This window comes from Symbiopectobacterium purcellii (genome assembly GCF_052050035.1).
Classification (GTDB): domain Bacteria; phylum Pseudomonadota; class Gammaproteobacteria; order Enterobacterales; family Enterobacteriaceae; genus Symbiopectobacterium; species Symbiopectobacterium purcellii_A.
The window spans coordinates 3213377-3238133 of sequence record NZ_CP189882.1 but is presented as its reverse complement, the minus strand read 5'-3'; the positions used below and the strand labels follow the sequence as shown (position 1 = coordinate 3238133).

30 protein-coding genes, 1 tRNA gene and 1 pseudogene are annotated in these 24757 nt (G+C 50.2%); 18 read left to right on the top strand and 14 right to left on the bottom strand.

Annotated elements, in window-relative coordinates; all coding sequences use genetic code 11:
* Positions 1–199 precede the first annotated feature (199 nt).
* The gene (locus ACQGXV_RS22350) at positions 200–424 is read right to left on the bottom strand and encodes a Cro/CI family transcriptional regulator (protein ID WP_440863179.1); all 225 of its coding nucleotides are present in this window, start codon (positions 422–424) and stop codon (positions 200–202) included.
* Positions 425–488: 64 nt separating this feature from the next.
* Here ACQGXV_RS22350 and ACQGXV_RS22345 point away from each other — a divergent pair, with 64 nt between their 5' ends.
* From ACQGXV_RS22345 to ACQGXV_RS22320, 6 genes are all read left to right on the top strand, one after another.
* Positions 489–1145, top strand: coding sequence for a S24 family peptidase (locus tag ACQGXV_RS22345; RefSeq protein WP_440863178.1), 657 nt, complete (start codon positions 489–491; stop codon positions 1143–1145).
* A 457-nt stretch (positions 1146–1602) separates the two neighbouring features.
* Positions 1603–1974 (top strand): antitermination protein, encoded by a 372-nt coding sequence (locus ACQGXV_RS22340; protein ID WP_440863177.1) that lies wholly within the window; start codon positions 1603–1605, stop codon positions 1972–1974.
* A gap of 195 nt (positions 1975–2169) precedes the next feature.
* On the top strand, positions 2170–2352 hold the full coding sequence (locus ACQGXV_RS22335; RefSeq protein WP_440863176.1) for a hypothetical protein: 183 nt from the start codon (positions 2170–2172) through the stop codon (positions 2350–2352).
* Complete coding sequence (locus ACQGXV_RS22330; RefSeq protein WP_440863175.1) at positions 2349–2654, top strand: hypothetical protein; 306 nt, start codon at positions 2349–2351, stop codon at positions 2652–2654. The genes ACQGXV_RS22335 and ACQGXV_RS22330 overlap by 4 nt, the downstream gene beginning before the upstream one ends.
* Positions 2654–3559 (top strand): ATP-binding protein, encoded by a 906-nt coding sequence (locus ACQGXV_RS22325; RefSeq protein ID WP_440863174.1) that lies wholly within the window; start codon positions 2654–2656, stop codon positions 3557–3559. The genes ACQGXV_RS22330 and ACQGXV_RS22325 overlap by 1 nt, the downstream gene beginning before the upstream one ends.
* Positions 3556–4164 carry a hypothetical protein gene (locus ACQGXV_RS22320; protein ID WP_440863173.1) on the top strand — a complete coding sequence of 203 codons (609 nt, stop codon included), beginning with the start codon at positions 3556–3558 and terminating at the stop codon, positions 4162–4164. The genes ACQGXV_RS22325 and ACQGXV_RS22320 overlap by 4 nt, the downstream gene beginning before the upstream one ends.
* A 66-nt stretch (positions 4165–4230) precedes the next feature.
* On the opposite strand, the gene ACQGXV_RS22315 is transcribed toward ACQGXV_RS22320, so the two are convergent.
* Both ACQGXV_RS22315 and ACQGXV_RS22310 read right to left on the bottom strand, forming a co-directional pair.
* Positions 4231–4303 (bottom strand) — tRNA-Lys (locus tag ACQGXV_RS22315).
* A 9-nt stretch (positions 4304–4312) separates the two neighbouring features.
* Positions 4313–4702 carry a DUF1640 domain-containing protein gene (locus ACQGXV_RS22310; protein ID WP_440863172.1) on the bottom strand — a complete coding sequence of 130 codons (390 nt, stop codon included), beginning with the start codon at positions 4700–4702 and terminating at the stop codon, positions 4313–4315.
* Between the two features lie 109 nt (positions 4703–4811).
* Between ACQGXV_RS22310 and ACQGXV_RS22305 the strand changes: the two genes are divergently transcribed.
* The 5 genes from ACQGXV_RS22305 (at position 4812) to ACQGXV_RS22285 (ending at position 7855) form a co-directional block, all read left to right on the top strand.
* On the top strand, positions 4812–5597 hold the full coding sequence (locus tag ACQGXV_RS22305; protein WP_440863171.1) for a KilA-N domain-containing protein: 786 nt from the start codon (positions 4812–4814) through the stop codon (positions 5595–5597).
* Between the two features lie 291 nt (positions 5598–5888).
* Positions 5889–6458, top strand: coding sequence for a Rha family transcriptional regulator (locus ACQGXV_RS22300; protein WP_440863170.1), 570 nt, complete (start codon positions 5889–5891; stop codon positions 6456–6458).
* 63 nt (positions 6459–6521) lie between these two features.
* Entirely contained in the window at positions 6522–7103 is a 582-nt protein-coding gene (locus tag ACQGXV_RS22295) for a Rha family transcriptional regulator (RefSeq protein ID WP_440863169.1), read from the top strand.
* Positions 7104–7469: 366 nt separating this feature from the next.
* Positions 7470–7679 (top strand): ParE family toxin-like protein, encoded by a 210-nt coding sequence (locus ACQGXV_RS22290; RefSeq protein WP_440863168.1) that lies wholly within the window; start codon positions 7470–7472, stop codon positions 7677–7679.
* 14 nt (positions 7680–7693) lie between these two features.
* Positions 7694–7855, top strand: coding sequence for a protease FtsH-inhibitory lysogeny factor CIII (locus ACQGXV_RS22285; RefSeq protein WP_440863167.1), 162 nt, complete (start codon positions 7694–7696; stop codon positions 7853–7855).
* 412 nt (positions 7856–8267) lie between these two features.
* On the opposite strand, the gene ACQGXV_RS22280 is transcribed toward ACQGXV_RS22285, so the two are convergent.
* Positions 8268–9488 carry a tyrosine-type recombinase/integrase gene (locus tag ACQGXV_RS22280; protein WP_440863166.1) on the bottom strand — a complete coding sequence of 407 codons (1221 nt, stop codon included), beginning with the start codon at positions 9486–9488 and terminating at the stop codon, positions 8268–8270.
* A gap of 90 nt (positions 9489–9578) precedes the next feature.
* Between ACQGXV_RS22280 and ACQGXV_RS22275 the strand changes: the two genes are divergently transcribed.
* Both ACQGXV_RS22275 and yqhD read left to right on the top strand, forming a co-directional pair.
* Positions 9579–9785, top strand: a complete 207-nt coding sequence (locus ACQGXV_RS22275; protein WP_440863165.1) for a hypothetical protein — start codon at positions 9579–9581, stop codon at positions 9783–9785.
* A gap of 59 nt (positions 9786–9844) precedes the next feature.
* Positions 9845–11008 (top strand): alcohol dehydrogenase, encoded by a 1164-nt coding sequence (gene yqhD, locus ACQGXV_RS22270; RefSeq protein ID WP_440867553.1) that lies wholly within the window; start codon positions 9845–9847, stop codon positions 11006–11008.
* 63 nt (positions 11009–11071) lie between these two features.
* Here the strand turns inward: yqhD and ACQGXV_RS22265 are convergent.
* Both ACQGXV_RS22265 and ACQGXV_RS22260 read right to left on the bottom strand, forming a co-directional pair.
* Positions 11072–12178: pseudogene (locus ACQGXV_RS22265) on the bottom strand (NADH:flavin oxidoreductase).
* A 71-nt stretch (positions 12179–12249) separates the two neighbouring features.
* Positions 12250–12618, bottom strand: a complete 369-nt coding sequence (locus tag ACQGXV_RS22260) for a MarR family winged helix-turn-helix transcriptional regulator (RefSeq protein WP_440863164.1) — start codon at positions 12616–12618, stop codon at positions 12250–12252.
* A 27-nt stretch (positions 12619–12645) separates the two neighbouring features.
* Between ACQGXV_RS22260 and ACQGXV_RS22255 the strand changes: the two genes are divergently transcribed.
* From ACQGXV_RS22255 to ACQGXV_RS22240, 4 genes are all read left to right on the top strand, one after another.
* Positions 12646–12813 (top strand): hypothetical protein, encoded by a 168-nt coding sequence (locus ACQGXV_RS22255; protein WP_440863163.1) that lies wholly within the window; start codon positions 12646–12648, stop codon positions 12811–12813.
* A 127-nt stretch (positions 12814–12940) separates the two neighbouring features.
* Complete coding sequence (locus ACQGXV_RS22250; protein WP_440863162.1) at positions 12941–13501, top strand: hypothetical protein; 561 nt, start codon at positions 12941–12943, stop codon at positions 13499–13501.
* Between the two features lie 648 nt (positions 13502–14149).
* Positions 14150–15562 carry a pyruvate kinase PykF gene (pykF, locus tag ACQGXV_RS22245; protein WP_440863161.1) on the top strand — a complete coding sequence of 471 codons (1413 nt, stop codon included), beginning with the start codon at positions 14150–14152 and terminating at the stop codon, positions 15560–15562.
* A gap of 367 nt (positions 15563–15929) precedes the next feature.
* Positions 15930–16166 carry a major outer membrane lipoprotein gene (locus ACQGXV_RS22240; RefSeq protein ID WP_440863160.1) on the top strand — a complete coding sequence of 79 codons (237 nt, stop codon included), beginning with the start codon at positions 15930–15932 and terminating at the stop codon, positions 16164–16166.
* Positions 16167–16369: 203 nt separating this feature from the next.
* Here the strand turns inward: ACQGXV_RS22240 and ACQGXV_RS22235 are convergent, their stop codons facing one another.
* The 7 genes from ACQGXV_RS22235 to sufA form a co-directional block, all read right to left on the bottom strand.
* Positions 16370–17392 (bottom strand): L,D-transpeptidase family protein, encoded by a 1023-nt coding sequence (locus tag ACQGXV_RS22235; protein WP_440863159.1) that lies wholly within the window; start codon positions 17390–17392, stop codon positions 16370–16372.
* Between the two features lie 285 nt (positions 17393–17677).
* Positions 17678–18094 carry a cysteine desulfuration protein SufE gene (sufE, locus tag ACQGXV_RS22230; protein ID WP_440863158.1) on the bottom strand — a complete coding sequence of 139 codons (417 nt, stop codon included), beginning with the start codon at positions 18092–18094 and terminating at the stop codon, positions 17678–17680.
* A gap of 103 nt (positions 18095–18197) precedes the next feature.
* Positions 18198–19421 (bottom strand): cysteine desulfurase SufS, encoded by a 1224-nt coding sequence (gene sufS, locus ACQGXV_RS22225; RefSeq protein WP_440863157.1) that lies wholly within the window; start codon positions 19419–19421, stop codon positions 18198–18200.
* Entirely contained in the window at positions 19418–20722 is a 1305-nt protein-coding gene (gene sufD / locus ACQGXV_RS22220; RefSeq protein WP_440863156.1) for a Fe-S cluster assembly protein SufD, read from the bottom strand. The genes sufS and sufD overlap by 4 nt, the downstream gene beginning before the upstream one ends.
* Positions 20697–21443, bottom strand: a complete 747-nt coding sequence (sufC, locus tag ACQGXV_RS22215; protein WP_440863155.1) for a Fe-S cluster assembly ATPase SufC — start codon at positions 21441–21443, stop codon at positions 20697–20699. The genes sufD and sufC overlap by 26 nt, the downstream gene beginning before the upstream one ends.
* 108 nt (positions 21444–21551) lie before the next feature.
* Entirely contained in the window at positions 21552–23048 is a 1497-nt protein-coding gene (gene sufB / locus ACQGXV_RS22210) for a Fe-S cluster assembly protein SufB (protein ID WP_440863154.1), read from the bottom strand.
* An 8-nt stretch (positions 23049–23056) separates the two neighbouring features.
* On the bottom strand, positions 23057–23431 hold the full coding sequence (gene sufA / locus ACQGXV_RS22205) for a Fe-S cluster assembly scaffold SufA (RefSeq protein WP_440863153.1): 375 nt from the start codon (positions 23429–23431) through the stop codon (positions 23057–23059).
* Positions 23432–23873: 442 nt separating this feature from the next.
* On the opposite strand from sufA, the gene ACQGXV_RS22200 reads away from it, so the two are divergent.
* Positions 23874–24275 carry a hypothetical protein gene (locus ACQGXV_RS22200; protein WP_440863152.1) on the top strand — a complete coding sequence of 134 codons (402 nt, stop codon included), beginning with the start codon at positions 23874–23876 and terminating at the stop codon, positions 24273–24275.
* A 57-nt stretch (positions 24276–24332) separates the two neighbouring features.
* On the opposite strand, the gene ACQGXV_RS22195 is transcribed toward ACQGXV_RS22200, so the two are convergent.
* The gene (locus tag ACQGXV_RS22195; protein WP_440863151.1) at positions 24333–24749 is read right to left on the bottom strand and encodes a hotdog fold thioesterase; all 417 of its coding nucleotides are present in this window, start codon (positions 24747–24749) and stop codon (positions 24333–24335) included.
* Between the last annotated feature and the right edge of the window lie 8 nt (positions 24750–24757).

The following is a 24757-nucleotide window of genomic DNA, read 5'->3' as shown; positions in this document are numbered from 1 at the left end:
ATGCACGTGTAGAAACACGGCACCTGTGTTTTGGTGATCAACAGACGTGACGAAGCCGTGAGGCAGTCACAGTCAGTTTGTTACTGTGGGATGTTGCGTTCGCCACGTTGTCGGTGGCTTCCGTAGGACGAGTGTCCGTTGTGAAGAGCGGTGCTGCTGGTTAGGCTGCGTCTAATTCAGTACACTGGTTTTAAGTTGGCTATGACTTACATTCCCCCAATGCAGTGTCCACATTTTCCGTATACAAGCTGACTTCAAACTTAAGTTTTGTTTCCGTCAATTTTTCAATCAGAAGCGCGTATTTCCACGGGATTATTGCTTCCCATAGACTGACTGTAGACTTAGAAACCTTTAGGGCTTTGGCTGTAGCCGTTGTACCCCCAAAGTGTTCAATTACTTGTTTTTTAAACATAAATTTTCCCATATATCATGTTTTATATCTTTAGTTTAAATAACAAAACAAAAAAGATCAACAAACAAAACAAACCTTGTTTAATAATACGAACATGAAAAAAACAACACTCTCCGAACGCATCAATCAACGAATGCGGGAATTAAACCTCAAAAGCAAGGATCTAGTTCAAGCAACTAGAGCTTCCAAAGGTTCTGTTAGTCAATGGATTAACGGCGGAAACGAACCCTCAGCAAGGTATGTAACTGCCTTGGCAAGAATATTGAAAGTCAGTGAAAAATGGTTACTTGAAGGCGGAAAAATCGACAATGTTATAATTACTGATACTTCGAAAATCCCATTAATACCCCTCCAACAAGCTGAAAAATGGAGAGATATTATAATGGGTAATAACTTAAATAACATTAAGTTGTGGGTGGAAACCTCTGGGAAAGCTCCGCGTTTTTCTTTCGCCATTCAAGTTGAAGGTGATTCAATGGTGAACACTTCTGGTTCAGGGCCTTCTCTTCCTGAGGGATCAATTTTGCTCATTGACCCTGAATATAAAATAGCAAGCGGACTTATTGTTGCTGCGTACCTTCCAAAAACAGATTCAACCATAGTAAAAAAACTGACAATTGACGGCCCGAATTTATACCTAACCTCACTAAATAATAATTACAAGCCAATTCAAATAGATACATTAGATACCATCATCGGTGTAGCTATTCGCACTCAAATGGATCTCGTCTAACTCTTCCCTTTTAATAAATAAAAAATAACTCAATAATCATTGGGTTATTTTTTAACTAGCAAAAGCACACAGCCTAAAAGTTTAAAAAACAAAACAACCTTTTGACAAAAAATGTTTTGATATATAAACTCACTCCCATCAACCCACCAGACAGCCTCCAGCCAGACGGTGGACCAGCAACTCGCAACGGCAATACCCCCGGCAGGCAAGACCTCGAGTTACCCGCCGATTGCCTGAGCGTAAGTAGCCAGCCCGAGGCGAGAACATGACGGCGGTTGTGGCAGATTTCAGATACATGCTCCTTTAAAACGAGCCTCGTGCTCTACGGAAGGCACCGACAACGTGCCGAACCTTTGCTCAGATGTTTTTGGGGTGTGGTGGGCTGAATAAAAATTATACCCAACACCAGGGTCACCACTGGCTCACCGCACCACCAAAACTATCTGTTGGAGGGAATATGGCTACTATCATTTACCGTAAATCTGTTAATCCCGTTAATTGTGTTAGCAAAACCAATGCCGCTATTCGCCGTCATGCCAGACGCAAGGCAGAGGCCATCAGGCGTGAACTGGTGACATCACGTATCGATAAAGCTTTAGGTCAGAAACCAGAAAAACGCAAAGCGCTTAATCGAATTGAATTAGCCTTCAAGCGCAAACGTGCGCCACGGATTAATTTCGGCTTACTGGCTAAGTTCAGAGAGAAAATTAATCGTTTCGCCGAAATGTACGACATAGTTAAGCGTATTAGCCATCGCATATGGTACAGCAAACCGAAAACGGAGTATGGCATTACCGCCAGAGCAAAGCAGACGTATACATCACACTGATAATATATACTCAATAAACTTCAAGATGCTCGGCAAGGCCTCAAGATAGGCTTACTGCACCTGGCTTCTGCTGAATGTGCGGATGCATCTTGAAGTACGTTGAGTATAGATAACACTGAACTGCCTCTTTATACCCTCGCCGATATTCCTCGGCATCATTAATACATCAATCCAAATAGTTAAACGGAGAACGCCATGCAATATGCCTTTGCAGGGTGGCCTATTGCTGGCCGCTCGGAAACACAATTTGACCCGATTCGGTCAATCGAACATCACCGCTCAAATATCGTCACGGGCCAGAGCTTCAAAAACAAAAGCTGGCTTCAACGGTTATTCGAGCAGCTTATTACAACCGTTAATCAAAAGGGGACGCCATGAAAATAAGCGGATCAGGACAACGGGAGATAAAGGAAATTATCTCGACATTCTCCGATGCCGATTTGGATGTAGTTAACACCTATTACGCGTTTGCCGATACACGGGTAAAGCAGGACGACATTTTTACTGCCATTCGCAGGATGACTGGCGTTGACGAAAGCGTGGTTGACATGCTGGCGAATGACCCTGACCAGCAAGTAGCCGTTGAGACATTCACGGATGGATTTATTCAGCTGCTTGCAAAATACGAATACGCGATGGAGTTGTGGCTGAGAATGAAAGGCGGGGAGGATGCAGCATAATGGCACTTAACATCGTTAAAGCAAGTCAACCCATTGAAGTAAAAAATCTCATCACTTGCATATACGCACCACCTGGATTAGGAAAAACGTCAATGGCATTTACATCTGATACCCCTATCCTGCTGGATTTTGACAAAGGCGCGCACCGTTCGCAGTTCCGCAAGGACACAGTGCAGATCGGCGCATGGGATGAAATAGAACAAATTACAGCGACAGACCTTGAGCCATATAATACCGTCGTAGTAGATACAGCGGGTCGCGCTTTAGATTGTCTGGCAGCAAAGCTAATGAGTGATAACTCAAAGATGAAGAATTACTGTGGGCAGTTGTCGCTACAGGGGTTCGGTGCACTTAAAGGCGGGTTTTCTGGCTGGCTGAACCTGCTTAAGTCGTTCGGTAAAGACATCATTTTGATCGCCCACATGGAAGAGAAGCAAATAGGTGATGAATTAGTTGAACGCCTCGATATTCAGGGCGGATCAAAGGGTGAGATTTACAAGGTCGCTGACGTTATGGGGAGAATCAGGATTGAAGGGTCTGGGAATAACTGGCGTAGAGTACTGGACTTCAACCCTAGCGCGTCAGGGTTTGGCAAGAACCCGGCTCAGTTAGCGGTTCAGGAAATCACTCACTTTAGCTCATCACCTGATTATTTCGCTGGAATACTCGCCAGCATTAAGGGTGAGTTGAACAAGCAATCAGAGGGCGCAAGAAAGGCCCGTGAAGAGTCTGAACGGCTACGCGCTGACCTTGAATTGTTAGAAACGGAACAGGACTTTGTAGACGCACTATCGCAGTTTAAAAACGCGCCGAAGGATCATAAGCGCATTCTTAACGAAGTAGCTAACGGCAAAGGATTTCAGTTTAGCAAAGACGAAGGGAAGTTCGTTAAGGCGGCGGCATGATCCGCATATCGGCGACAAATATTGAGGCGTATCGCAGATGGAGAACAAACCCAGATTCCGAGGTGCAGGAGCTGGTTGATTACCTACTGAGACGAACTCCACCCACTGAGACAATGGCGGCAGGATCCGCCTTTCATAAAGTTATGGAAACCGCCACGGATGGCGAGTTATCCGTTGTTGAGTCAGGTGGTTTTCGATTTGATTTCACCGAAATGACCGATGAGTTATCGCTGCCTGATATTAGAGAGCGAAAACTGACAACGGAAACGGTGATTGATGGAGAAAAAATAACATTTGTTGGCGTGGTTGATGCCATGGACAGCACAACCATTTATGACCACAAATTAACCGGGTCGCTTGACCCTGAAAATTACACCGACTCTATGCAATGGCGCTGCTATTTAGACTGGTCCGGGAAAAACAAATTCACATACAACTTGTTTCACAAATACCAACCAGCAAGAGACCCGGGCTTATACATAATAAAAAGCATTCTGCCAATATCCTTCTATCCTTACCCTGATATGCGAAAGGACGTTATAGAGGAAACAAGGGGGTTAATTGGTTTTATAAAGCAATTTTCGCCTGAAATGGTTAAGGATTAGTCATGTGCATATTCGCATCGTGATCGACCTTAGAGGCGAATCGATGATCGATCGCATGCGAATACGCAGGTTGTGCAGGATTCGAATATGCGACCGATGGATTAAGAGTCCACTGCTCTACCAACTGAGCTAACAACCCGTAGTGGCATTACATTTTGAGAATGGCAGCAATGATGCTGACGGCGGCGGCCACCATTAGCCCAAGTCGGATGGTCATCTGCATGCCAAGTTTATCAAAACCGGCAGCCATATCCTTACGCACATCGGCTATCTCTGCGGATAGGTCCTTACGGACATCGGCTATCTGCGCGTCGGTCTTCTCGAAGCGGGTGTCAACCTTATCGAAGCGGGCGTCAACCTTATCGAAGCGGGCGTCAATTTCCTTACGAACGTCGTCAAGGTCACGCTTGGTAGCAACATCCGCCACTTCATGAGACTTGCGTACGACAAGCGAAATCGCCTTGGCCTGCTCTCTAGAGATGCCAGCAGTTTCAAGCTCTTCTGATGCCTGCAATGTATCAAATGCAACTTGGCCCATAGGGATCCTCCTGTGTTAAGCCAAGTGTAAGCGATCTGACCGCCAATCTGCAAAATTTTACCCGTTAGCCCTCTGATAACCACATCCGTTTCATTATGGAGAAATTGTTATGTCTAAATTAGTTGTCATTGAAAATACCGTCGTCCGTCAGGATGCTTTCGGACGTTACTGCCTGAATGACCTGCACCGCGCTGCTGGTGATATTAAAAAAGACAGTCCTGCGTACTGGCTTGCAAATAAACAGACCCAAGAACTGATTGCTCAATTTTTGATCGAGGACGGAATTCCGGTATCGGTTATCCGTGGTGGCCCCGAACAGGGAACCTATGTTGCCAAAGAACTGGTTTTCGCCTACGCCATGTGGATCAGCGCCGCTTTCAATCTCAAGGTCATCCGCACGTTTGATAAAGCGACCTCTGCGCCCGAGCAACCATTGACAGACCAGCTTCAGGCAGGATTGGCACTGCTCGGTTTCGCTAAGCAGGAATTCCGCCTTGCGCCGTCTGCTGTTCTGGGTTCGCTGCAACAACTGCAAACATCCTGTGGACTACCGAATATGTTGCCCGCCTACGCCGTAGACGCCCCGGAGGGCAGTGTAACTGGGTCAAGTGAAGTCACGCATTCCCTAACCGAACTACTGATGCTGCACGGCAAGCCCTACACCGCACAGTCTGGTTTCAAGCGTCTGCAATTGCTCGGACTCGCTGAACGCAAGTCACGTCCCAGTAGTAAGCATCCCGACAAGGAAAAACTGTTCTGGTCGCTAACAGAGAAAGGCTTGCAGTTTGGTAAGAACTTGACTGACCCAGCTAATCCGCGCCAGACGCAGCCACATTTCTACGACAGCCTGTTTCCACGGCTCTTAGGCGTCATGATGAACGGTGTAGCAGCATAAACCAGCATATTGACGCAAGGATAAACCATGCGCTATAGTCGCTCTGCATCTGCAAATTCAGGTGCCGGGATTCAGACCCTGACAGATACAACCGCGACAGAATGACACGCCGCGAGCGTGTTTTTTTATGTCGCACATCTAGCCACATTTCAATGGTGGGCTGGATGGGGGAGCCGAAAGGCTCGCCGGTTGGTTGTATCCGGTAGTCTGAACCCCGTTCAGTTCACCACCAAATATGAGTTTCAGACCTCATGGTGGTGGATAGTTTAAATACAACCATCGGAGGCTACTATGGCCCTTCCAGCATTAGCAGAAAACCTGCACACTGAAGAACCTCGTGTATTTATCAACGACGGCAAAGCCGTAACCACATCTCTAGACGTAGCAACCTACTTTCGCAAGCTTCATAAAGACGTTCTGCGCAAAATAGAATCCCTAGAATGCTCGCAGGATTTCACTGAGCGCAATTTTACGCCCAGTGAATACACCGACAGCACAGGCCGCAAACTCCCGATGTATACCATGAGCAAAGACGGTTTCGTCTTCCTCGTCATGGGCTTTACCGGCAAAAAAGCAGCAGCGTTCAAGGAAGCTTACATCGCGGAGTTTAACCGCATGGAGGCCAGACTCTCTTCTGCTGTTCAGCCAGCACCAACCCGCCACAAAACACCTGATTGCCGCTACCGGGTACAAGTCACCATCTGGGATGACTTACTCGGCGGCAAGCTTGCATTCGTCGGAAAAGCCAACTCGTTTCGTTCTATCGCAGCAGGGATCGCAACGGATCTGGGTTACAGGCCCACGAGCTTTGTCGAAATTCCCGACGCGCTAGAAAAACTCAGCGCCAGACGCATTCACTAATCATCCCGCCCCGGGATCGTGCCGGGGTTCCATTAATCACATTAACTTGTGAGAGGTTTACTCATGCAAAATTTAACCATTGCACAAAAATTAACCATGTCCAGCCGTGAAATTGCGGAATTGACAGAAAAGCAGCATAAACATGTGCTGGAAGACTGCCGTAAAATGTTCGAGGCGCTCAATATTCAATCGGCCGACTTTTCGGCTGATTACAAAGACAGCAAAGGACGCGTCTATCACGAATTTTTACTTGACCAAGACCTAGCGATGACGCTCGTCATGGGGTACAGCATAGAACTTCGCCATAAAGTCGCCAAACGCTGGCGTGAACTGGAAGAACAAGCCAAGAAACCCGCCATCCCGCAAACATACCCCGATGCACTGCGTCTCGCTGCCCAACTTGCAGAGGAAAAGCAACGTCTGGCATTGGTTAACAAAAAGCAAGAAGAAAAGATTCATTGCCTACAAAACTTATTCCAAGTAGGAATGACGCCCGTCCAGTTCTGCAAGCAATTGAACGGGGTGAATATTATGGGGGTAAATCTGTTTCTGGCAGAGCGTAATTTCCTCTACGACGCACAAAAAGAAGAAAACAAACCTTATGAGTGGCGTGTAAAGGCGTATGCACGCGGCTTTGTTGAATAATTTAAGATACTGATTTATATAAGCATTATAAAATTTCAACGACTAATTTTTCCTCTCGGAATGCTTTTTATTGTGCTAACTATTTGATTTGTCGTTCTAACAAAATACATTCTCTGTAAATGCATTCTAACTAAAGAAGATGTAAATCAAACGGTTAAATTATTCAACAAAGCCTCCGCGAGCACGGTGACCCCGGCATTGATGGCGGACGACTCAGCCCGGACAAGTCAGAATACGAAGGTGTTATTAAACATACTGACCCCTATTTTATCGCCCTCCTCAAGAAAAAACGTGAACTGCATAATGCCCGTCGTCGCCACAGTCGAGCAACTCAGGCATTAATCAAATATCAAATGGAGAAGGCTAATGAAACCTAAAATACCTAACAGGATAAGGGAGCGGGAGAAGTTATTTAAGCGCTTATACCGTGAAGGACTTATCCATGCAAGACGCATACGACAAACCGGTTATTTATCAATACGCCTCTCCCTCTACTGGCGCATGTTATCTAAAGATAACGGTCAGAGTTGGAAAACCATGAGTCACGCCAAGTACGACACCCAAATAGCAATATAATCACAGGAGCACCCATGAATTATGCATTCGCGGGTCATGCTGCCCTCATGGGGAGCTATCACCCGGAAGAAACCCAACTGGATAAAATCGTAAAATGGCTGAGAAACGGATACCGAAAGGTTATCGATATCCTCGAACAGCAAGGCAAACCTCTACGACCTGTTCCAGCATGTTAATCAAGGCTGCGACATGACAGCCTGAAATTACCTTCATCACTGCACACCCTGTCTGCAACCTTCACTGTACCGTTTCTGAGATTCACAAATTCCCCACCCACTCGCAGTCATGACAAACGGCGCAGCGGCACGATTCAAAACGCGAAGTGCAGGATATCCTACTTGAAGCCATGAAGAAGCGAGGTATTTGAAGATGGCAACACGATATATTGGACGCAAAGAAATGTGCAAACTAACAGGTAAAAGTTACCCTACACTTTGGCGGATGTATGCAAGAAAGAAAGAATTTCCAGCTCCGCAAAAAAGTGCCAGCGGTACCTTCCTAGGTTGGCCTGAGCACGTATATGAAGCCTGGGTTCAGCAACAATCACTGAACCAATAAAGTTTACCGCCGTGAGTCACGGTGGGCTTTTTACACCAACGTTTTTAACTTAGCTTCCCACAACGCGATCACTTCGCGCTTTTCCTTTAAATAATCATACCTATCATAGTGTTTGCGTGATACGCCCGGACGTTTATGATTCTGGACGATATCACGCAACTCTGAACTGATCCCCATTTCCCCCGCCAGCGTTTTAAATGTCCTTCTGATATCCCTTGGCGTGAATGCTGAAATTTCTGTTTTAGCGCATAGCTTGCGAAGCTGTTTGCTGAATTCAGCAGACAACATATGTCCTTCTTTTGTCTTTGAAGGGAAAAGGAATGGTGAATCTGGGTTTAACTGCTCTTGAGCTTCAAGAATAGCTATCGCTGAAGGGCAAAGAGCAACAACGTGGTAATCACCATTTTTGGAAATATGCGGCGGCACAGTGAGTGTTTTGCCCTTTTTATCCCAATTATCGCGAGTATTTGTCATTAATTCCCAGGGGCGCTGGCCACCTGTATACAAGCACAAGAGAGCCAATCGAGAAAAGTTAGGATTGATTGGGCATGCAATGTCGTCCACATTCAGCAGCCGCAGCAATTGCGTTAACTCATCCCACGACAAGAACCTATCCAAAGCTTTATCTGCGCCTTTCTGTGCAGGAACTACAGACACAGGGTTGCGTTCAAGGCCGTACTTAATCTTGCCATTTATGTTGGCCGGATCATTATCTGCAAACAGCCCAAAATTGAAAACTGCGTGCAGGCTGGTTCTAACCTTATTAGCTCCTGCCAACACCCCCCTCTTGATAAAATCGGCAAGCACCTTCTTCACATGATCAGGCGTCACATCTTTCGCAGGCGTATCAGGGGAGATAAACCCTGTGGACAGCACCTGTTTAAGCCGATTATCTGTTTTATCGTAAGAGCGGTGCTTTAGCCTCTTCTGATCTGCAATGTAATCATTAAATAGCTGTTGCACCGTCGCGTGTTTAAAAACCACCACCTCTGGCGCTGAAACATTAGCCGCAGCCTCCAGCGCTTTAGCTGTTGCATCTGCCAGTGAAAGATTGGGATAATCACCTAGGGACAAAAACTTCCTAGCTCCATCTTTATGGTACTTGTACACAAAAACTTTACGACCAGACGGGTACACCTTTATTCCCAACCTGCCAGTGCCGCGAGTGGCCATTGCCTGCCAAACGTAGTACGCCGATTCCTTGGGTTTGATGCCTTTTATCTTACTATCGGTGAGTAGTATTCCAGCCATTACAGGTGCCTTAACGGGTGTCGTAATGGTGAAATACTATGATAGAGAGTGAAATCAAACAACATCTTAAAATCGTTAAGTATCAAATGGTTGAAACTTGATGAAATCATTAAAAACCTAAAGAAACAGCATGTTAACGGACTGATACGGCGTTTTTACCCGAAGGGAACGGACTTCAATTATGTCACCCATCGCAAGGTTGCAGCACTCGAACACCTGCTCAATACGCGAGGCCGAAAATCGCTGGGTTATCGTTCTCCAAATGAGGTATTTTTAACGCACTTACAGGCAGCATAATGCCCTACCGTTTTGTTGCGTTTCGACTGGGAATGGGGCTTGAACTGGATAATTACCCTATGCAAAATTTCACACTTCATACCCCGACCAAAATTCTGTTTGGTGAAGGCAAAATTGCCGAAATAGGCAAAGAAATTCCTGCTGATGCGCGCATCCTCATCACTTACGGTGGCGGTAGCATTAAGCGTAACGGCGTACTGGATCAGGTTTATCAGGCGCTGGAAGGCCGTGATGTGCGTGAATTCGGCGGTATCGAACCGAACCCGTCTTATGAAACGCTGATGAAAGCCGTTGAGGTAGTACGAGCCGAAGACATCGACTTTCTGCTCGCAGTGGGCGGTGGCTCCGTCGCCGATATCACCAAATTTATCGCTGCCGCTGCGCACTATGAAGCCGCGCAAGATCCCTGGCATATTTTGGAAACCACCGGCGCACAGGTGACCAATGCCGTGAAAATGGCTTGCGTGCTGACCCTGCCAGCAACCGGTTCTGAATCTAACAATGGTGCTGTTATCAGTCGTAAAACTACGGGTGATAAGCTGCCCTTCTTCTCCCCCTACACCTTCCCCCTGTTTGCCGTACTCGATCCGGTCGTTACCTACAGTTTGCCGCCGCGCCAGGTTGCCAACGGCGTTGTCGATGCGTTTGTGCATGCCGTTGAGCAGTACCTGACCTATCCGGTGGATGCCAAAGTACAGGATCGTTTTTCTGAAGGTTTGCTGTTAACGCTGATTGAAGAAGGCCCACGCGCGCTGACCGAACCGGAAAACTACAAAGTCCGGGCCAACGTGATGTGGAGTGCCAGCATGGCGCTGAACGGGTTGATTGGTGCTGGCGTACCGCAGGATTGGGCTACCCATATGATGGGCCATGACTTGACCGCATTGCACGGGCTTGACCATGCGCAAACGCTGGCGATCGTGTTACCTAGCCTGCTGCAAGCGAAAAAAGCGCAAAAGCGTGCCAAACTGCTGCAATATGCAGAACGCGTGTGGGATTTGCGTGAAGGTAGCGAAGAACAGCGCATTGATGGGGCTATCGCGGCCACGCGCGCATTCTTCGAGAAAATGGGCGTACCAACCCACATGGCGGATTATCAATTGGATGGCAGCACCATTCCGACGCTGGTTGCCAAACTGAAAGAACACGGCATAACGGCGCTGGGTGAACACGCGGATATTACGCCGGAAGTGAGTCAGAAGATCTACGAAGCGGCACGTTAAGCGCCGCCCCTCATTGCTGTGTCTGCGAAGGGAGCCAATTGCTCCCTTTGTCATAGCGGTATTTTAGGCAAGTACGGCCAAATCAGCCGCATTAAATCCGCGTAGAGAATCCGTCTGGACCGACTCGACTTTTTCTGCCCAGTGCGCATCAGAAAGCAGAACCCGCCCTACGGCAATCAGATCAAATTCGTTCCGCTCCATGCGCGTATACAGGTTATCCAAAGCCGCCGCGCCCGATCCTTCACCACCAAAGGCAGCAAAGAAGTCAGAGCTTAATCCCACCGACCCGACGCTGATAGTGGCAGCACCGGTTAACTTCTTCGCCCAGCCGGCAAAATTCAACCCCTGCTCGCCGTCAATTTCCGGGAACTCCGGCTCCCAGAAGCGACGTTGAGAGCAGTGCAGAATATCAACGCCCGCCTCAACCAGCGGCGCCAACCACTCCGTCATTTCTTGCGGTGAGGTTGCCAGACGCGCTTTATAATCCTACTGTTTCCACTGGCTGACGCGCAGGATCAGCGGGAAATCAGGACCAACGGCCGCGCGAACGGCACGCACAATGTCCGCCGCAAAGCGAGAACGCTCACGGATGGTTGCTCCGCCGTAAGCATCGGTACGTTTATTGGTTCCCGGCCAGAAGAACTGGTCGATCAGATAACCATGTGCACCGTGCAGTTCAAGCGTATCAAACCCTAACCGTTTGGCATCCGCTGCCGCTTGGGCAAAGGCGGACACAGTGTCAGCGATATCCTCCTCGCTCATCACCACACCGCGCGGAGTATCCGGTCCAACCAGCCCTGAAGGGCTTTCCACTGGCGCTTCCGGCTCCCACTCTCCCGCGCGTGTCGAGCCTGTGTGCCAAATTTGAGGGCCAATTTTACCGCCTGCCGCATGAACGGCATCGGCAACACCCTGCCACCCGGCCAGCGCGGCGTCACCGTGGAAAAAGGGGATGCCCGCCATATTACGCGAAGCAGGACGGTTCACCACCGTGCCTTCCGTCAGGATCAGCCCAACGTTGCCTTGTGCGCGACGACGATAATATTCCGCATTTTCAGCGCCAGGAATCCCCGCTTTCGCCATACCGCGCGTCATCGGTGCCATCACGATTCGGTTAGGCAGTTGCAACCCGTTCAACGTAAAGGGAGTGAACAAGATATTGTCTGACATGGACCTTTCCTTTTTAACGATTAACGTTCACGAAGTGAGGTAAACACCGTCAGTTCTCAAGACAGGCAGCATCAAGGGCATTGGTGAGGTGGCTCGGCGGCATCTTCGCCGCCGTTATCAAGGCAATCAATGCACTCTTCAAGCAGTTGATGCAGCACAGCCACCCGTTCAGCCCCCAGTTGTGCCACGATCGTCAACTGCGCCTCCTGCCACACCCGTTGCGCTTGTGCCTGTTTCTTCCGCCCTGCAGCCTTCACTTCAATCCGGCGACTGCGCGCGTCATTCCCGGCACAAATTGTTAGCCATCCCTGCGCAACCAAAGGCTGCATATTGCGTGTTAACGTAGAGGCATCCATTTGCATGTGTCGGGCCAGATCGACGGGGCGGACAGGCTCCAGGCTCACAGCATACGACAACAGCGCATACTGGGTATTTTTCAACCCGCATGTCGCAACGTAGTGATCGTAATGTCGCGTCACCATCCGCGTAAGCTGGCGCAGCTTGAGGTTGGTACAGCCCTGAGACGTGTCTGTGTTTTTCATGTCTTTAATTGTATAGCCAAGCGACATTATTTTGATAACAGCCAGCTATGCTTCTTTGCCGCATATCAGGGCATAGGATGTAATCATTTTTAAGTCGGTTGGCTATATATGCAACATTTTTACATCAGGAAGATCGCGGTATTGGTCCATTATCCGACTCATAACGCGCGTAATAGGTGTATATTTACGGTTTCACTCAAGCCAGATTAGCGATAATCTCATGTTTTTCCTATCTCTTTGGAGTCAGCGTGAAACGCCTGTTATCAACCCTGCTTTTGGCAACGCTCACCGCATACGCAATGCAGCGCCTGCTGCCACGGATGTCACCATGACAATTGCATCCCAACAAGATACGGATGACAGTTTAGCCAAAAAACATCCCAGCGAGCTCTATCTGCACGCCAAGCAACTGTTTGAAACCGGCCATAAAGATGAAGCCGTGACCTGGTTTTATGTCGGCCAATTGCGCTGGCGCTACCATTTACTGGCCCACCCCGAACTGCCGCCCGATGGTGAACCTGAGGCAATGGATGCCCTTAATGCTACCCTTGGACAAGCCATCAATGAATGGGCGGGTGGTTCACCCAAGGACTGGCGTGCTGCGATTGGCAAAGCGCTGGCATGGGATGCCGCTCACCCTAAACCTACCACACCTAAAGCTCAGTATGCAGACCAATGGCAGCAGGTGCGTGCTGGCCTGATGCATCTCGATGGTTACCTGCGTGATAATGAAAACCAGATTCGTACGGAACGTCAGGCACGCGGTTTGGAAAACCGGTAAACAAATCTCTTCAGGTTCAACGAGCAGAAAACCACACGAAACGTACTCAGGCCGTGTTTTCCAGACAGAAACACGGCCTTTTTTCACTGGCACACCCAGGTATCGCGCATAATCGCACCAGTCGTTTACCGCAGACTCCCCGTGCGCCCAGTGAGCGCAGCGACAGGGCGCAGCGCAAACCCACCGCTGTGCAGTTGCGCAATAAAAAGAAAGAAAATGAGGGAAAATGACAAAATCGTTAGTTTTTTTGCGCAAACACAATAAAACGCGCTATATTAGCAGCGTAATTATCTTGTTTCCACATTCGTTATAACTATAATACGAAACGTTATTTCATTGAATGGTTTCAGCAAATCGACGTGCCGAAAAGACTACGATTAGACACTGTTACTGCAAACATAACTCCCCGAGACGCGCGTAAGGTTGAAAAATGCGTTTTACCGGTGGAGAGCGACACGGTTGCAGCACATCCCCGCACTCGGCTTACCGTCAGTGGTAACAGGCCACGCCCATCATCTTTCATTCATTGTTACCCGCTACAATTATTATTCACTCTGGACTCGCAAACACATTCCCATCGTCGGCCCCGTACCCGGTGCCTGAGAACTTATGATTTTTTATCCATCACAACTTGTAGAAAACACTCGTATGAAAAAGACTAAAATCGTTTGTACTATCGGTCCGAAAACCGAATCAGAGGAAATGCTGACCAACATGCTGAATGCAGGCATGAATGTGATGCGTCTTAACTTCTCACACGGGGATTATGCTGAGCACGGGCAGCGCATCAAAAACATGCGCGCGGTTATCGAGAAGACTGGTAAACAAGCCGCCATTCTACTCGACACCAAAGGGCCAGAAATCCGTACCATGAAACTGAAAAACGGTGCGGACGTTAGCCTGGTCGCAGGCCAGACCTTTACCTTCACCACTGACCAAACGGTTATCGGTTACAAAGAACGCGTTGCGGTCACCTACGAAGGTTTCGCCACTGACCTGTCCGTCGGCAACACCGTTCTGGTGGATGATGGCCTGATTGGTATGGAAGTCACCGCCATTAACAACGGTGAAGTAGTCTGTAAAGTGCTGAACACCGGCGACCTGGGCGAGAAGAAAGGCGTGAACCTTCCGGGCGTATCTATCCAGTTGCCTGCACTGGCTGAAAAAGATAAGAGCGATTTGGTTTTCGGCTGTGAACAAAGCGTTGACTTCGTGGCGGCCTCCTTCATTCGTAAACGTTCTGACGTTGAAGAGATCCGCGCACACCTGAAAGCGCACGGTGGCGAAAACATTCAGATCATCTCCAAAATCGAAAACCAGGAAGGTCTGAACAACTTTGACGACATTCTGGAAGCGTCTGACGGCATCATGGTTGCCCGTGGCGACCTGGGTGTGGAAATTCCGGTTGAAGAGGTTATCTTCGCGCAGAAGATGATGATCGAGAAATGCAACAAAGCACGTAAAGTGGTTATCACTGCCACCCAAATGCTGGATTCCATGATCAAGAACCCGCGCCCAACCCGCGCAGAAGCCGGCGACGTGGCCAACGCCATTATCGATGGTACCGATGCAGTGATGTTGTCTGGCGAAAGTGCCAAAGGGAAATACCCGTTGGAAGCCGTCACCATCATGGCAACCATCTGCCAGCGCACTGACGTGGTAATGAATGCACGTCTGGATGCACAGCAAGACTCTGCCAAAATGCGCATCACCGAAGCGGTATGCCGCGGCGCAGTAGAAACCGCAGAAAAACTGGATGCTCCGTTAATCGTGGTAGCGACCAGCGGCGGTAAATCTGCGAAATCTATCCGCAAATACTTCCCGCACGCTCGTATTCTGGCACTGACCACCAATGCCATCACGGCGCGTCAATTGTTGCTGAGCAAAGGCGTTGATACGCTGCTGGTGAGCGAAATCGCTTCTACCGACGACTTCTACCGCATTGGTAAAGAAGCGGCGCTGAAAAGCGGTTACGCACAGCCGGGTGATGTTGTGGTCATGGTTTCTGGTGCACTGGTTTCCAGTGGCACGACCAACACGGCATCCGTGCACCGTCTCTGATCGTTTCCACTGGCTGTTGCCGTTAAGGGCGTTGCAGCCAGTCAACTTTCGATCGTGAGTGAATGATCGATAGTAAAAAAGCGCCAAAAATGGCGCTTTTTTTATATTTTTATGTTATCAATCGACTACACTCAGAAAATAAGTGCTATTTCCGCCTACCTATTTCCGCAGAATATATCTCCAACTCGCATCATAAAATACCGCTGTTTTCACTCCTTTTTTAACTACTCTGTAAAACTCGCTGCTTCTTTGAGCGAACGATCAAAATTAAGCACTTTCTCATCAAAAATTTATTCTCATTAGAAAAAGCTTTGTGTAATACTTGTAACGCTACATGGATATTAACTCAATCTAGAGGGTATTAAGAATGAATCGTACTAAACTGGTACTGAGCGCGGTAATCCTGGGTTCTACTCTGCTGGCAGGCTGCTCCAGCAATGCTAAAATTGACCAACTGTCTTCTGACGTTCAGACTCTGAACGCTAAAGTTGATCAACTGAGCAGCGACGTGAACGCAATCCGCGCTGATGTACAGGCTGCTAAAGATGACGCAGCTCGTGCTAACCAGCGTCTGGACAACCAAGTTCGTACTTACAAAAAGTAAGAATTGGTTAAGTAGTGAAAATGGCGCACAGTGTGCGCCATTTTTTTTGCCTGCTGTTTTGCTTATTCAGCACACGTCGTTACCGCCCCCGCAACCCGCTGACGCACGTCACAAGATTCATACAATCTGTCATTGAAGGAAGATATTTCCGGCTTGCGGCATAGAATGGCATTAAAACGCGCTCAACGAGCGCTGAGCGCGTTTTATGTGTTAATTACTCGATCACTGACTGAAGAGATTGGCGCCGCCTGATGCGTTTCAGGTGCTGTTAACGCAGGTTCCTGAAAATGCTCGACGCTTTGCCCAGCGCTGACCAGAATCGGCATTCCGGAACGGCGCACAATCGCATCCCCCACCATTTGGCTATCCGTTTCCACTGCATGGATAAAGCTCTGAATCTGTTTATTCAGCGGGATTGCCATGGTTTGCGGATCGTCCTTGGAGGATTTAGACAGCGGCTGATGCACTTCAATATAACGCTTGCCGTCGGGCTCAACCGAGGTTTTCACCGCGTCATTAATGATCTGCACTCGAGTGCCTACCGGCACATTATTAAATAACCATTCAATGTCATCGGCACGCAGACGAATACAGCCGGAACTGACACGCATACCAATACCGAAATTAGCGTTAGTGCCGTGCAGCAAATAGACACCGCCATGGGCCGCCAGACGCAGGGCATGCAGCCCCATCGGATTATCCGGTCCCGCAGGAACCACCTCCGGAAGTTTGATGCCCTCTTCTTCCAGATAACGCTTACGGATGTTAGCCGTCGGCGTCCAGGTCGGATTAGCACGTTTTTCACTGACTGACGTCACCATCAACGGGGTGTTACGCCCCTGCTGACCGATACCGATCGGGAAAACGATAACGGTACCCTTCCCTTTCGGATAATAGTAAAGGCGCAGTTCAGCCAGATTGGCGACAATGCCCTCACGCGGCGTATCCGGCAGCAGCATCTGCGTCGGGATGATCAAGGTGGATGCCGGCGTCGGCAAATAGGGATCGGTGCCGGGATTGGCTTCCAGCATATTCAACAAGCCGATTTTAAAATCGGACGCAATAGCTTCCAGCGGCCGACCATCATGCGGCACCGGGTAGGCAATGTTCTCACCGATCAGGCGGCTACCAGACGGGGGTAATGGGTATTCGGTGGCGCTCACCGCCGAGCTTCCTACCAGGTAGGTCGCCAGTACCATACCCAAAAATGTAAACATACGCTTCATACGAAAATCTCTACAGGTTGACGTTATTATTCGTTTGCCATTGATACCAGCCGGGGCCTGAATGCGACCACTTCCGTCGGATTCTGCAAGTGTAGCATGCCAAAAATACCCACAGGTTTTATTTGCTAATCAATGTGTTAATATGCAGTTCTTGACAAAGCACCACGACAGAATAAAAGGAGTTTCTGGTAATAACCAGTGGGGTAATCTGAAAAGCCAGGCGGTCGGCGCGCAAACGCCATGTTTGAGTGAAACAGCCCGCTGTAAACGGGCTGGTTAGCAGGATCAGGCCAGAGTAGACGCTTTGGCGCGAATGGCGCGCAGCATCGCTTCCAGTCCCTGTGAGCGCGAGGGCGTTAAATGCTGGCTCAGCGCCAGTTCCGCAAAGAAAGGCCGCACATCAAGCGCCAGTGCTTGCTGTGCCGTCAATGCCTGATACAGGCTGAAGACCACGGCAACCAGTCCCTTGACGATAGCCGCATCGCTGTCACCGCTAAAAACCAGGTGGCCCTGCTCATCACGCGTCATCACTATCCATACCTGACTCTGACATCCAGCAATCAGGTTCTCGGGTTGACGCCACTGTTCTGTCAAAGGGTCTAAACGCCCCCCCAGCTCAATGATATACAGATACTTCTCTTCCCAATTGTTGCAACGCGAAAAATTTCGCAACAATTTTTCTGGCTCTGGCAAGCTTGCCATGAATTCCTCCCAACAGGCTGATATGCACGCCCATCCCATTACCGCCTGGCGACAACACCAGAAAACAAAGACAAGGGGATACGTGGGCGCGCTTGGAGGCTTATCAGCCTCCCAGCAAACGATGAATACGCTGAAGTCCGGCAACCAGCCGATCTATTTCTTCGCGGGTAGTATAAACCGCTAATGAGGCCCGGCACATACTTGGCACGCCATAATGAGCCATCAATGGCATCGCGCAGTGATGGCCGGTACGAATGGCGATACCGTACTGGTCGAGGAAACTGCCGACATCATAGGCATGGTGCTTGCCGAGGTTAAAGGCAATCACCCCTTTTCGCTCTGCCGGACCGTAGAGCGTGATATCCGGTACCGTACTCAGCGCATCCAGCGCGTAGTGCATCAGCGCCGTTTCGTAATCGTGAATCGCGTCCAGCCCGATGGTGGTGACATAATCCAACGCCGCCCCCAGCCCCATGATCCCGCCCGTGTTGGGCGAACCTGCTTCAAAGCGCCACGGCGCATCGGCATAGCTGGTGCCCTGCGTCAGGCTGACGTCACGAATCATCGCCCCGCCGCCTTCCCACGGCGGCATAGCATTGAGCAGCGCATGCTTGGCGTATAGCACGCCAATACCGGAGGGGCCGTACAGCTTGTGGCCGGAAAAAGCATAAAAATCGCAGTCCAACACCTGCACGTCCACACGCTGATGCATCACCGCCTGCGCACCGTCCACCAGCACGGCGCTGCCAACCGCCCGCGCCCGCGCAATCAAGGTTTCCAGCGGGTTTTCCGTGCCCAGCACGTTCGAGACCTGAGCCAACGCCAACAAGCGGGTACGCGTATCCAGTAGCGTATCCAATTGGCTTAAATCCAGCGCGCCTTGCGCCGTGAGGGGCAGCACGCGCAGCTCAACGCCTTGGCGTTTAGCCAGCATTTGCCAGGGCACGATATTGGCATGGTGCTCCATTTCGGTGATCAAAATATTGTCACCGGCTTGAATAAAAGCACTGCCGTAGCTGTTGGCGACCAGATTGATCGCTTCCGTGGTACCACGCACGAAGACGATCTCTTCCGCCGAGGCCGCATTGATATAGCGAGCAACCTGTTCACGCACGGCTTCCATCGCGCTGGTCGCCTGTGCGCTTAGCGTATGAATGCCACGGTGTACCGCGGCATATTCATTACTGTAAAACGCCACTTCCCGGTCAATCACCGCCTGCGGTTTCTGCGAGCTGGCGGCACTGTCAAGATATGCCAGCGGCTGCCCGTTGACCTGCTGCGCCAGCACCGGGAAATCGCGGCGAATACGTTCAATCGGATAATTCATCGGGTCACTCCTGCCGCGTTCGGCAGGCGCAACGCAATACGCTGCAACACCGCGGCTTGCAGCTTGTCGTTAAGCGCTTCCGTCAATTCCGCGGCAAACGCATAGATGATCATCTGCTGTGCATCCTGCTGTGAAATACCGCGCGAACGCAGGTAGAACATCTGCTTGTCATCAATACGTCCAACCGTAGCACCGTGGCTGCATTTCACATCATCAGCGTAGATCTCGAGCTGTGGCTTGGTATCCACTTCCGCCAGACGCCCCAGCAGCAGGTTGTTGTTGGTCATCTGTCCGTCAGTCTTCAATGCCCCCGGCGCGACCTTGATCATGCCGTTGAACACCGCCCGGGCTTTGTCACTGACAATCGCCTTGTGCAGTTGGCGGCTTTCACCGTGGCCCTGATTATGTTCAAGGTAGGTGCGGGTGTCGCACACTTCATTGCCAATAGGCAAAATCAGGCTATTGATAGAAAGGTTGACGCCTTCACCGTTAATCTGTGCACTGGTGTGGTGTCGGGTTAATCCGGCCCCCAACAAGAAGCTGTGGCTGCTCACGCGCGCATCCCGCTCCAATACCAGATCGTTGTGGGCGAAGTGGTAACTGGCGGCAGCCTCAAACGCCAGCTTGAGGTGTTCTACCTGGCTATTAGCCGCGGCATGTACCGTCAGGCGCGTACCGGTGAAGTGCGCCTTGTCATCCACACTGACGTAGTGCTCTATAATCTCGGCGCTGGCTCCAGCCCCGACATACAGATGGTGGCGCTGGTGTGCCATGTTCAGGCTGGCAGACTGTCCACTGCTGATATGCAGAATATACAGCGGTTTCTTCGCCTGACATCCGGTCGGTAAACGGATGGCCGTGTGCTGCTCCGCCAGACTTTCCGTCAGGTGCAAAAACAGTTCGGGTTGAACGGCCGCCAGATCGGTGGGTGCTGCATGGGGCGCGTTCACCGCTATCTGGTAAGGCCCCCACTGCGCATCGCTCAACGCCGCGTTGAAGACGCCATCAACAAACACCAGGCGCCAACATTCCAGCGCCAGTGCGTGTGCCGCCAACGTATCGTCATCAAGGGCTACGGCTGCTGGCGCGCTGAACTGCTGCGCCAGCAGCCCATCCAGCAGCGTGTATTTCCAATGCTCATGTTTGCGCCCCGGCAAACCGAGTCGCATCACTTCCTGCCAGTGATGTTGCGCACTGGGTGCATCGGCCGCGCGTGACGCAGTAAACAACGCCTGCCACTGCTGGAGCGTTTTGGCCTGTTTTTCAGCCAGCGTATTACTGTTGGTCGGTAAGCCAGCCATAGCCTTGCTCCTCCAACTGTTTCACCAGCGAAAAATCGCCCGATTTGACGATACGCCCCTGATAGAGCACGTGCACATAATCGGGTTGGATATAGTCCAAAATACGCTGGTAGTGCGTCACGATAATAAATGCACGTTCTTGATTACGCAGCGCGTTAACGCCGTTGGCCACAATTTTCAGCGCATCAATATCCAGCCCGGAGTCCGTCTCATCCAGAATACACAGCGCTGGCTCCAGCGCTGCCATTTGCAGAATGTCATTACGTTTTTTCTCACCACCGGAAAAACCCACGTTAACCGAACGGGTCAACAAATCTTCCGGCATCTTCAGCAGCTTGATTTTATCTTCAATAAAATCAGCGAAATCGAACCGGTCCAGCGGCTCCTGCTCGCGATATTTACGCACGGCGTTGACGGCGGTTTGCAGAAAGAACTGATTACTGACACCGGGGATCTCAACCGGGTACTGGAAGGCCATAAAGATGCCCTCTCTGGCGCGATCTTCCGGATCTAATTCCAGCAAGTCTTTCCCTTTGAACGCTACCGTGCCATCGTTCACTTCATAATCTTCACGGCCTGCGAGCGTGGCAGAAAGCGTACTCTTGCCAGAGCCATTAGGTCCCATAATCGCGTGAACATCACCGGGTTTCACCTCGAGGTTCAGTCCGTTCAGGATGGCCTTACCTTCAACGCTTACGTGTAAATTCTTAATGCTTAACATAGTTTATCCTTGCTGCGTCGTGCCGAGCACGCCTGATAACATCAATTCGCGTAGGGTGCTGTCAGATTGACATTTGGCACCCTGCTGCATTTTTATTTTGCGACGCCCTTAGCCGACGCTGTGTTCCAGACTGATTGCCAGTAGCTTCTGCGCTTCTACAGCAAATTCCAGCGGCAGTTCCGAAAACACGTCCTTACAGAATCCGTTCACGATCATCGAAATGGCATCGTCTTCGCTGATACCACGTTGCAGGCAATAAAACAGTTGGTCTTCACCAATGCGTGAGGTTGTCGCTTCGTGCTCCAACTGCGCACTATTGTTGCGCACTTCCACATACGGGAAAGTATGTGCGCCGCAGTCGCTGCCAATCAGCATCGAGTCGCACTGGGTGAAATTACGCGCATTGGTGGCAGTCGGCATGATTTTTACCAGACCGCGGTAGGTGTTCTCACTGTGTCCGGCTGAGATCCCTTTGGAGATAATCGTGGAGCGGGTGTTTTTACCGATGTGGATCATCTTGGTCCCGGTATCGGCTTGCTGATGTCCACTGGTCAGCGCAACAGAGAAGAACTCTCCCACCGAGTTATCTCCGCGCAAAATCACACTCGGGTATTTCCAGGTGATGGCAGAGCCGGTTTCAGACTGGGTCCAAGACATCTTGGCATACTCGCCGGCACAGAGTGCACGCTTGGTAACAAAGTTAAGGATACCGCCTTTGGCATCCTGGCCGGAGAACCAGTTCTGAACCGTAGAGTATTTTACTTCGGCGTTTTTGTTGACGATCACTTCCACCACAGCGGCGTGCAGCTGGTAGCTGTCGCGCACGGGAGCTGAGCACCCTTCGATATAGCTGACATAGCTGTCATCATCGGCGATCAGGATGGTGCGCTCGAACTGCCCGGTCTTGGCCGCATTGATACGGAAATAGGTGGAGAGCTCCATCGGGCAGCGCACACCTTTCGGTATGTAGACAAAGGTGCCGTCAGAGGCCACCGCGGCATTGAGCGCGGCAAAAAAGTTATCGTTGGCAGGCACCACAGTGCCAAGGTATTGGCGCACCAGAGCGGGATGCTCCTGAATCGCCTCGCTGAATGAGCAGAAAATAATCCCCTGCTGCGCCAGCTCTTCGCGGTAGGTAGTTGCCACCGATACCGAGTCAAAAATCGCATCTACCGCCACGGCGTGCCCTTCGCGCACCGGCACGCCGAGCTGATTGAAGGCATTTTCGACTTCAACGGTCAGGTAGCTGTTCACCTCGGCAATGCTGGACTGCTGCTTGACGCCGGGTTCAGAGCCGCAGGTATCATCATAGTGACCGCAAGACGGCGCCGAGTAATAGCTGTATTCCTGATAGTCCAGTTTGTCGTAGTGCGCTTTTAGCCAGTGCGGCTCCTCCATCTCCAGCCAGGCGCGGTAGGCGTTGAGACGGAACTCCAGCATCCACTCGGGCTCGTTGCGTTTGGCGGAGATCGCTCGCACCACCTCTTCATTGACGCCACGGCCCAGTTGGTCAGTAGGCAGTTCGGTGAAAAAGCCCTCTTTGTAGCAGCCATCCCCCATCCAGATTTGTACATCATCAGGTACATCTACATTGCTACGCGCCATATCAGTCATCACTCAATGCCAAAGCTTTCGCCACACCCGCAGGCGTGCTGCGCTTTGGGATTATTAAATTTGAAAATCTGGTTCAAGCCTTCACGCACATAATCCAGCTCGGTGCCATCGATAAAAGGCATCGCCTTTAGGGGGACATACAGGTGTGCGCCTTCGCGCTCGAACACCAGGTCACCCGCATCCGGTGCTTTGACCAGATCCAGTACATAACCAAATCCCGCACATCCTGATTGCTTGACGCTCAAACGTAACCCTTTCACCGTGTCATCAGACTGGACAAGGTGCAGGATTTGTTGAGCGGCACTGGCCGTCAACGTCAGCCCTTTCCAGATGTTTTCATCCAGTGAAAATGTCTCTACGTTTCCCGTTTGCATCCGCCGTACCTCGTTTCAGAAAAGCTCTGTCTGAGCCTAATGTTAGTGATAATGATTATTGCTTCAACCTCTTGTTTCGCAGGGGTATTTGTAACATTTCACTGAAACCTTAAAAAATCCGTTTTTTTTTACCTGCCTGCACGCTCATAGCGTAGTTATAAAAAAATAACATGTTGATATAAAATAACTAATTTACCGTCACGTGAAAGCTGGGCGAATTAGTATAAACATATTGTTATCATAATTATAACATTCATAGACGATACCTATTTTTAAAACAGGAAAAATCGTGACCGATTTTATGGTTTGATTGCGCAATTATTGACCATAAAAAGTCCTATCCGGCCGTATACTTTTTTTTCTCTGGCGCGGGGCGATAGGTTGATCCCAATGAACATTATAAATATGATAATGATTATCATTAATATCCATGGTGATTCCTATGCAGTCCGTGAATGCCTGGCTACAGCATCAGATTGATGAGTACAAATTCTTGATCCGGGATGTCACCGTCGATTTCTACATGGCCGAAGCGCGATTGAATCGGCAGGAAAGCCATATCGATCACCTGCGCCGCTACCATAATGCCTGCATGGAGATGATCGATATGTGCCGTAAGAACGGCGATGATGAGAGCTATCTGCATGCACTGGTAAAGTTGCATAACCGATTGATAAAAGAGATTAATAATGAAAGTCGCTGCCATCTTTTCCGCGTGCAGAGCTACTATTTCGCACGCAACACGCTAAAGCTGATTTGCCATCAGCTCAGCCTTGAAGGCAGTTGGGACAAGGCCACCGCTTTTCAGACCGATTTTGTGCGGCGCGTCCCCTTTTTGCCTTGAGGCGCGCGAGAATGAATATGCGCGCCAGTTGGCGCGCATATTACAGTGGCTGCGAGATTACGGCGTCACCACTGCAGTGGTGAGCCGAGAAGTGCAACACAGCCGGTTGTTTTCATCGTAAATGTCGATTTGCCACACCTGGTTACGGCGTCCCACGTGCAATGCACGGCAGACACCACGTACCTCACCCGACGTCACTGCGCGCAAATGGTTGGCATTAATCTCCATCCCCACCACGCTCTGCTCCCCTTCGGTACACAGGTAACCCGCCACCGAACCCAGCGACTCCGCCAGCGCCACCGATGCACCGCCGTGTAACAGACCGAATGGCTGACGCGTTCGGCTATCTATCGGTAGGGTGCCTTCCAGCGAATCGTCGTTAATCGCGGTATAGCGAATGCCGACATGCTCCACCATGCAGCCCTGACTTTGTTGGTTCAGTTGCTCCAACGTAACCGTCCTTCTCCACAGCATAACGCTCT

Coding starts and splice junctions, on each gene's coding strand:
- ACQGXV_RS22350 (WP_440863179.1), bottom strand. CDS start 424: ATGGGAAAATTTATGTTTAAAAAACAAGTAATTGAACACTTTGGGGGT.
- ACQGXV_RS22340 (WP_440863177.1), top strand. CDS start 1,603: ATGGCTACTATCATTTACCGTAAATCTGTTAATCCCGTTAATTGTGTT.
- ACQGXV_RS22335 (WP_440863176.1), top strand. CDS start 2,170: ATGCAATATGCCTTTGCAGGGTGGCCTATTGCTGGCCGCTCGGAAACA.
- ACQGXV_RS22330 (WP_440863175.1), top strand. CDS start 2,349: ATGAAAATAAGCGGATCAGGACAACGGGAGATAAAGGAAATTATCTCG.
- ACQGXV_RS22325 (WP_440863174.1), top strand. CDS start 2,654: ATGGCACTTAACATCGTTAAAGCAAGTCAACCCATTGAAGTAAAAAAT.
- ACQGXV_RS22320 (WP_440863173.1), top strand. CDS start 3,556: ATGATCCGCATATCGGCGACAAATATTGAGGCGTATCGCAGATGGAGA.
- ACQGXV_RS22310 (WP_440863172.1), bottom strand. CDS start 4,702: ATGGGCCAAGTTGCATTTGATACATTGCAGGCATCAGAAGAGCTTGAA.
- ACQGXV_RS22305 (WP_440863171.1), top strand. CDS start 4,812: ATGTCTAAATTAGTTGTCATTGAAAATACCGTCGTCCGTCAGGATGCT.
- ACQGXV_RS22300 (WP_440863170.1), top strand. CDS start 5,889: ATGGCCCTTCCAGCATTAGCAGAAAACCTGCACACTGAAGAACCTCGT.
- ACQGXV_RS22295 (WP_440863169.1), top strand. CDS start 6,522: ATGCAAAATTTAACCATTGCACAAAAATTAACCATGTCCAGCCGTGAA.
- ACQGXV_RS22290 (WP_440863168.1), top strand. CDS start 7,470: ATGAAACCTAAAATACCTAACAGGATAAGGGAGCGGGAGAAGTTATTT.
- ACQGXV_RS22285 (WP_440863167.1), top strand. CDS start 7,694: ATGAATTATGCATTCGCGGGTCATGCTGCCCTCATGGGGAGCTATCAC.
- ACQGXV_RS22280 (WP_440863166.1), bottom strand. CDS start 9,488: ATGGCTGGAATACTACTCACCGATAGTAAGATAAAAGGCATCAAACCC.
- yqhD (WP_440867553.1), top strand. CDS start 9,845: ATGCAAAATTTCACACTTCATACCCCGACCAAAATTCTGTTTGGTGAA.
- ACQGXV_RS22255 (WP_440863163.1), top strand. CDS start 12,646: ATGTCGCGTCACCATCCGCGTAAGCTGGCGCAGCTTGAGGTTGGTACA.
- ACQGXV_RS22250 (WP_440863162.1), top strand. CDS start 12,941: ATGTTTTTCCTATCTCTTTGGAGTCAGCGTGAAACGCCTGTTATCAAC.
- pykF (WP_440863161.1), top strand. CDS start 14,150: ATGAAAAAGACTAAAATCGTTTGTACTATCGGTCCGAAAACCGAATCA.
- ACQGXV_RS22240 (WP_440863160.1), top strand. CDS start 15,930: ATGAATCGTACTAAACTGGTACTGAGCGCGGTAATCCTGGGTTCTACT.
- ACQGXV_RS22235 (WP_440863159.1), bottom strand. CDS start 17,392: ATGAAGCGTATGTTTACATTTTTGGGTATGGTACTGGCGACCTACCTG.
- sufE (WP_440863158.1), bottom strand. CDS start 18,094: ATGGCAAGCTTGCCAGAGCCAGAAAAATTGTTGCGAAATTTTTCGCGT.
- sufS (WP_440863157.1), bottom strand. CDS start 19,421: ATGAATTATCCGATTGAACGTATTCGCCGCGATTTCCCGGTGCTGGCG.
- sufD (WP_440863156.1), bottom strand. CDS start 20,722: ATGGCTGGCTTACCGACCAACAGTAATACGCTGGCTGAAAAACAGGCC.
- sufC (WP_440863155.1), bottom strand. CDS start 21,443: ATGTTAAGCATTAAGAATTTACACGTAAGCGTTGAAGGTAAGGCCATC.
- sufB (WP_440863154.1), bottom strand. CDS start 23,048: ATGGCGCGTAGCAATGTAGATGTACCTGATGATGTACAAATCTGGATG.
- sufA (WP_440863153.1), bottom strand. CDS start 23,431: ATGCAAACGGGAAACGTAGAGACATTTTCACTGGATGAAAACATCTGG.
- ACQGXV_RS22200 (WP_440863152.1), top strand. CDS start 23,874: ATGCAGTCCGTGAATGCCTGGCTACAGCATCAGATTGATGAGTACAAA.
- ACQGXV_RS22195 (WP_440863151.1), bottom strand. CDS start 24,749: ATGCTGTGGAGAAGGACGGTTACGTTGGAGCAACTGAACCAACAAAGT.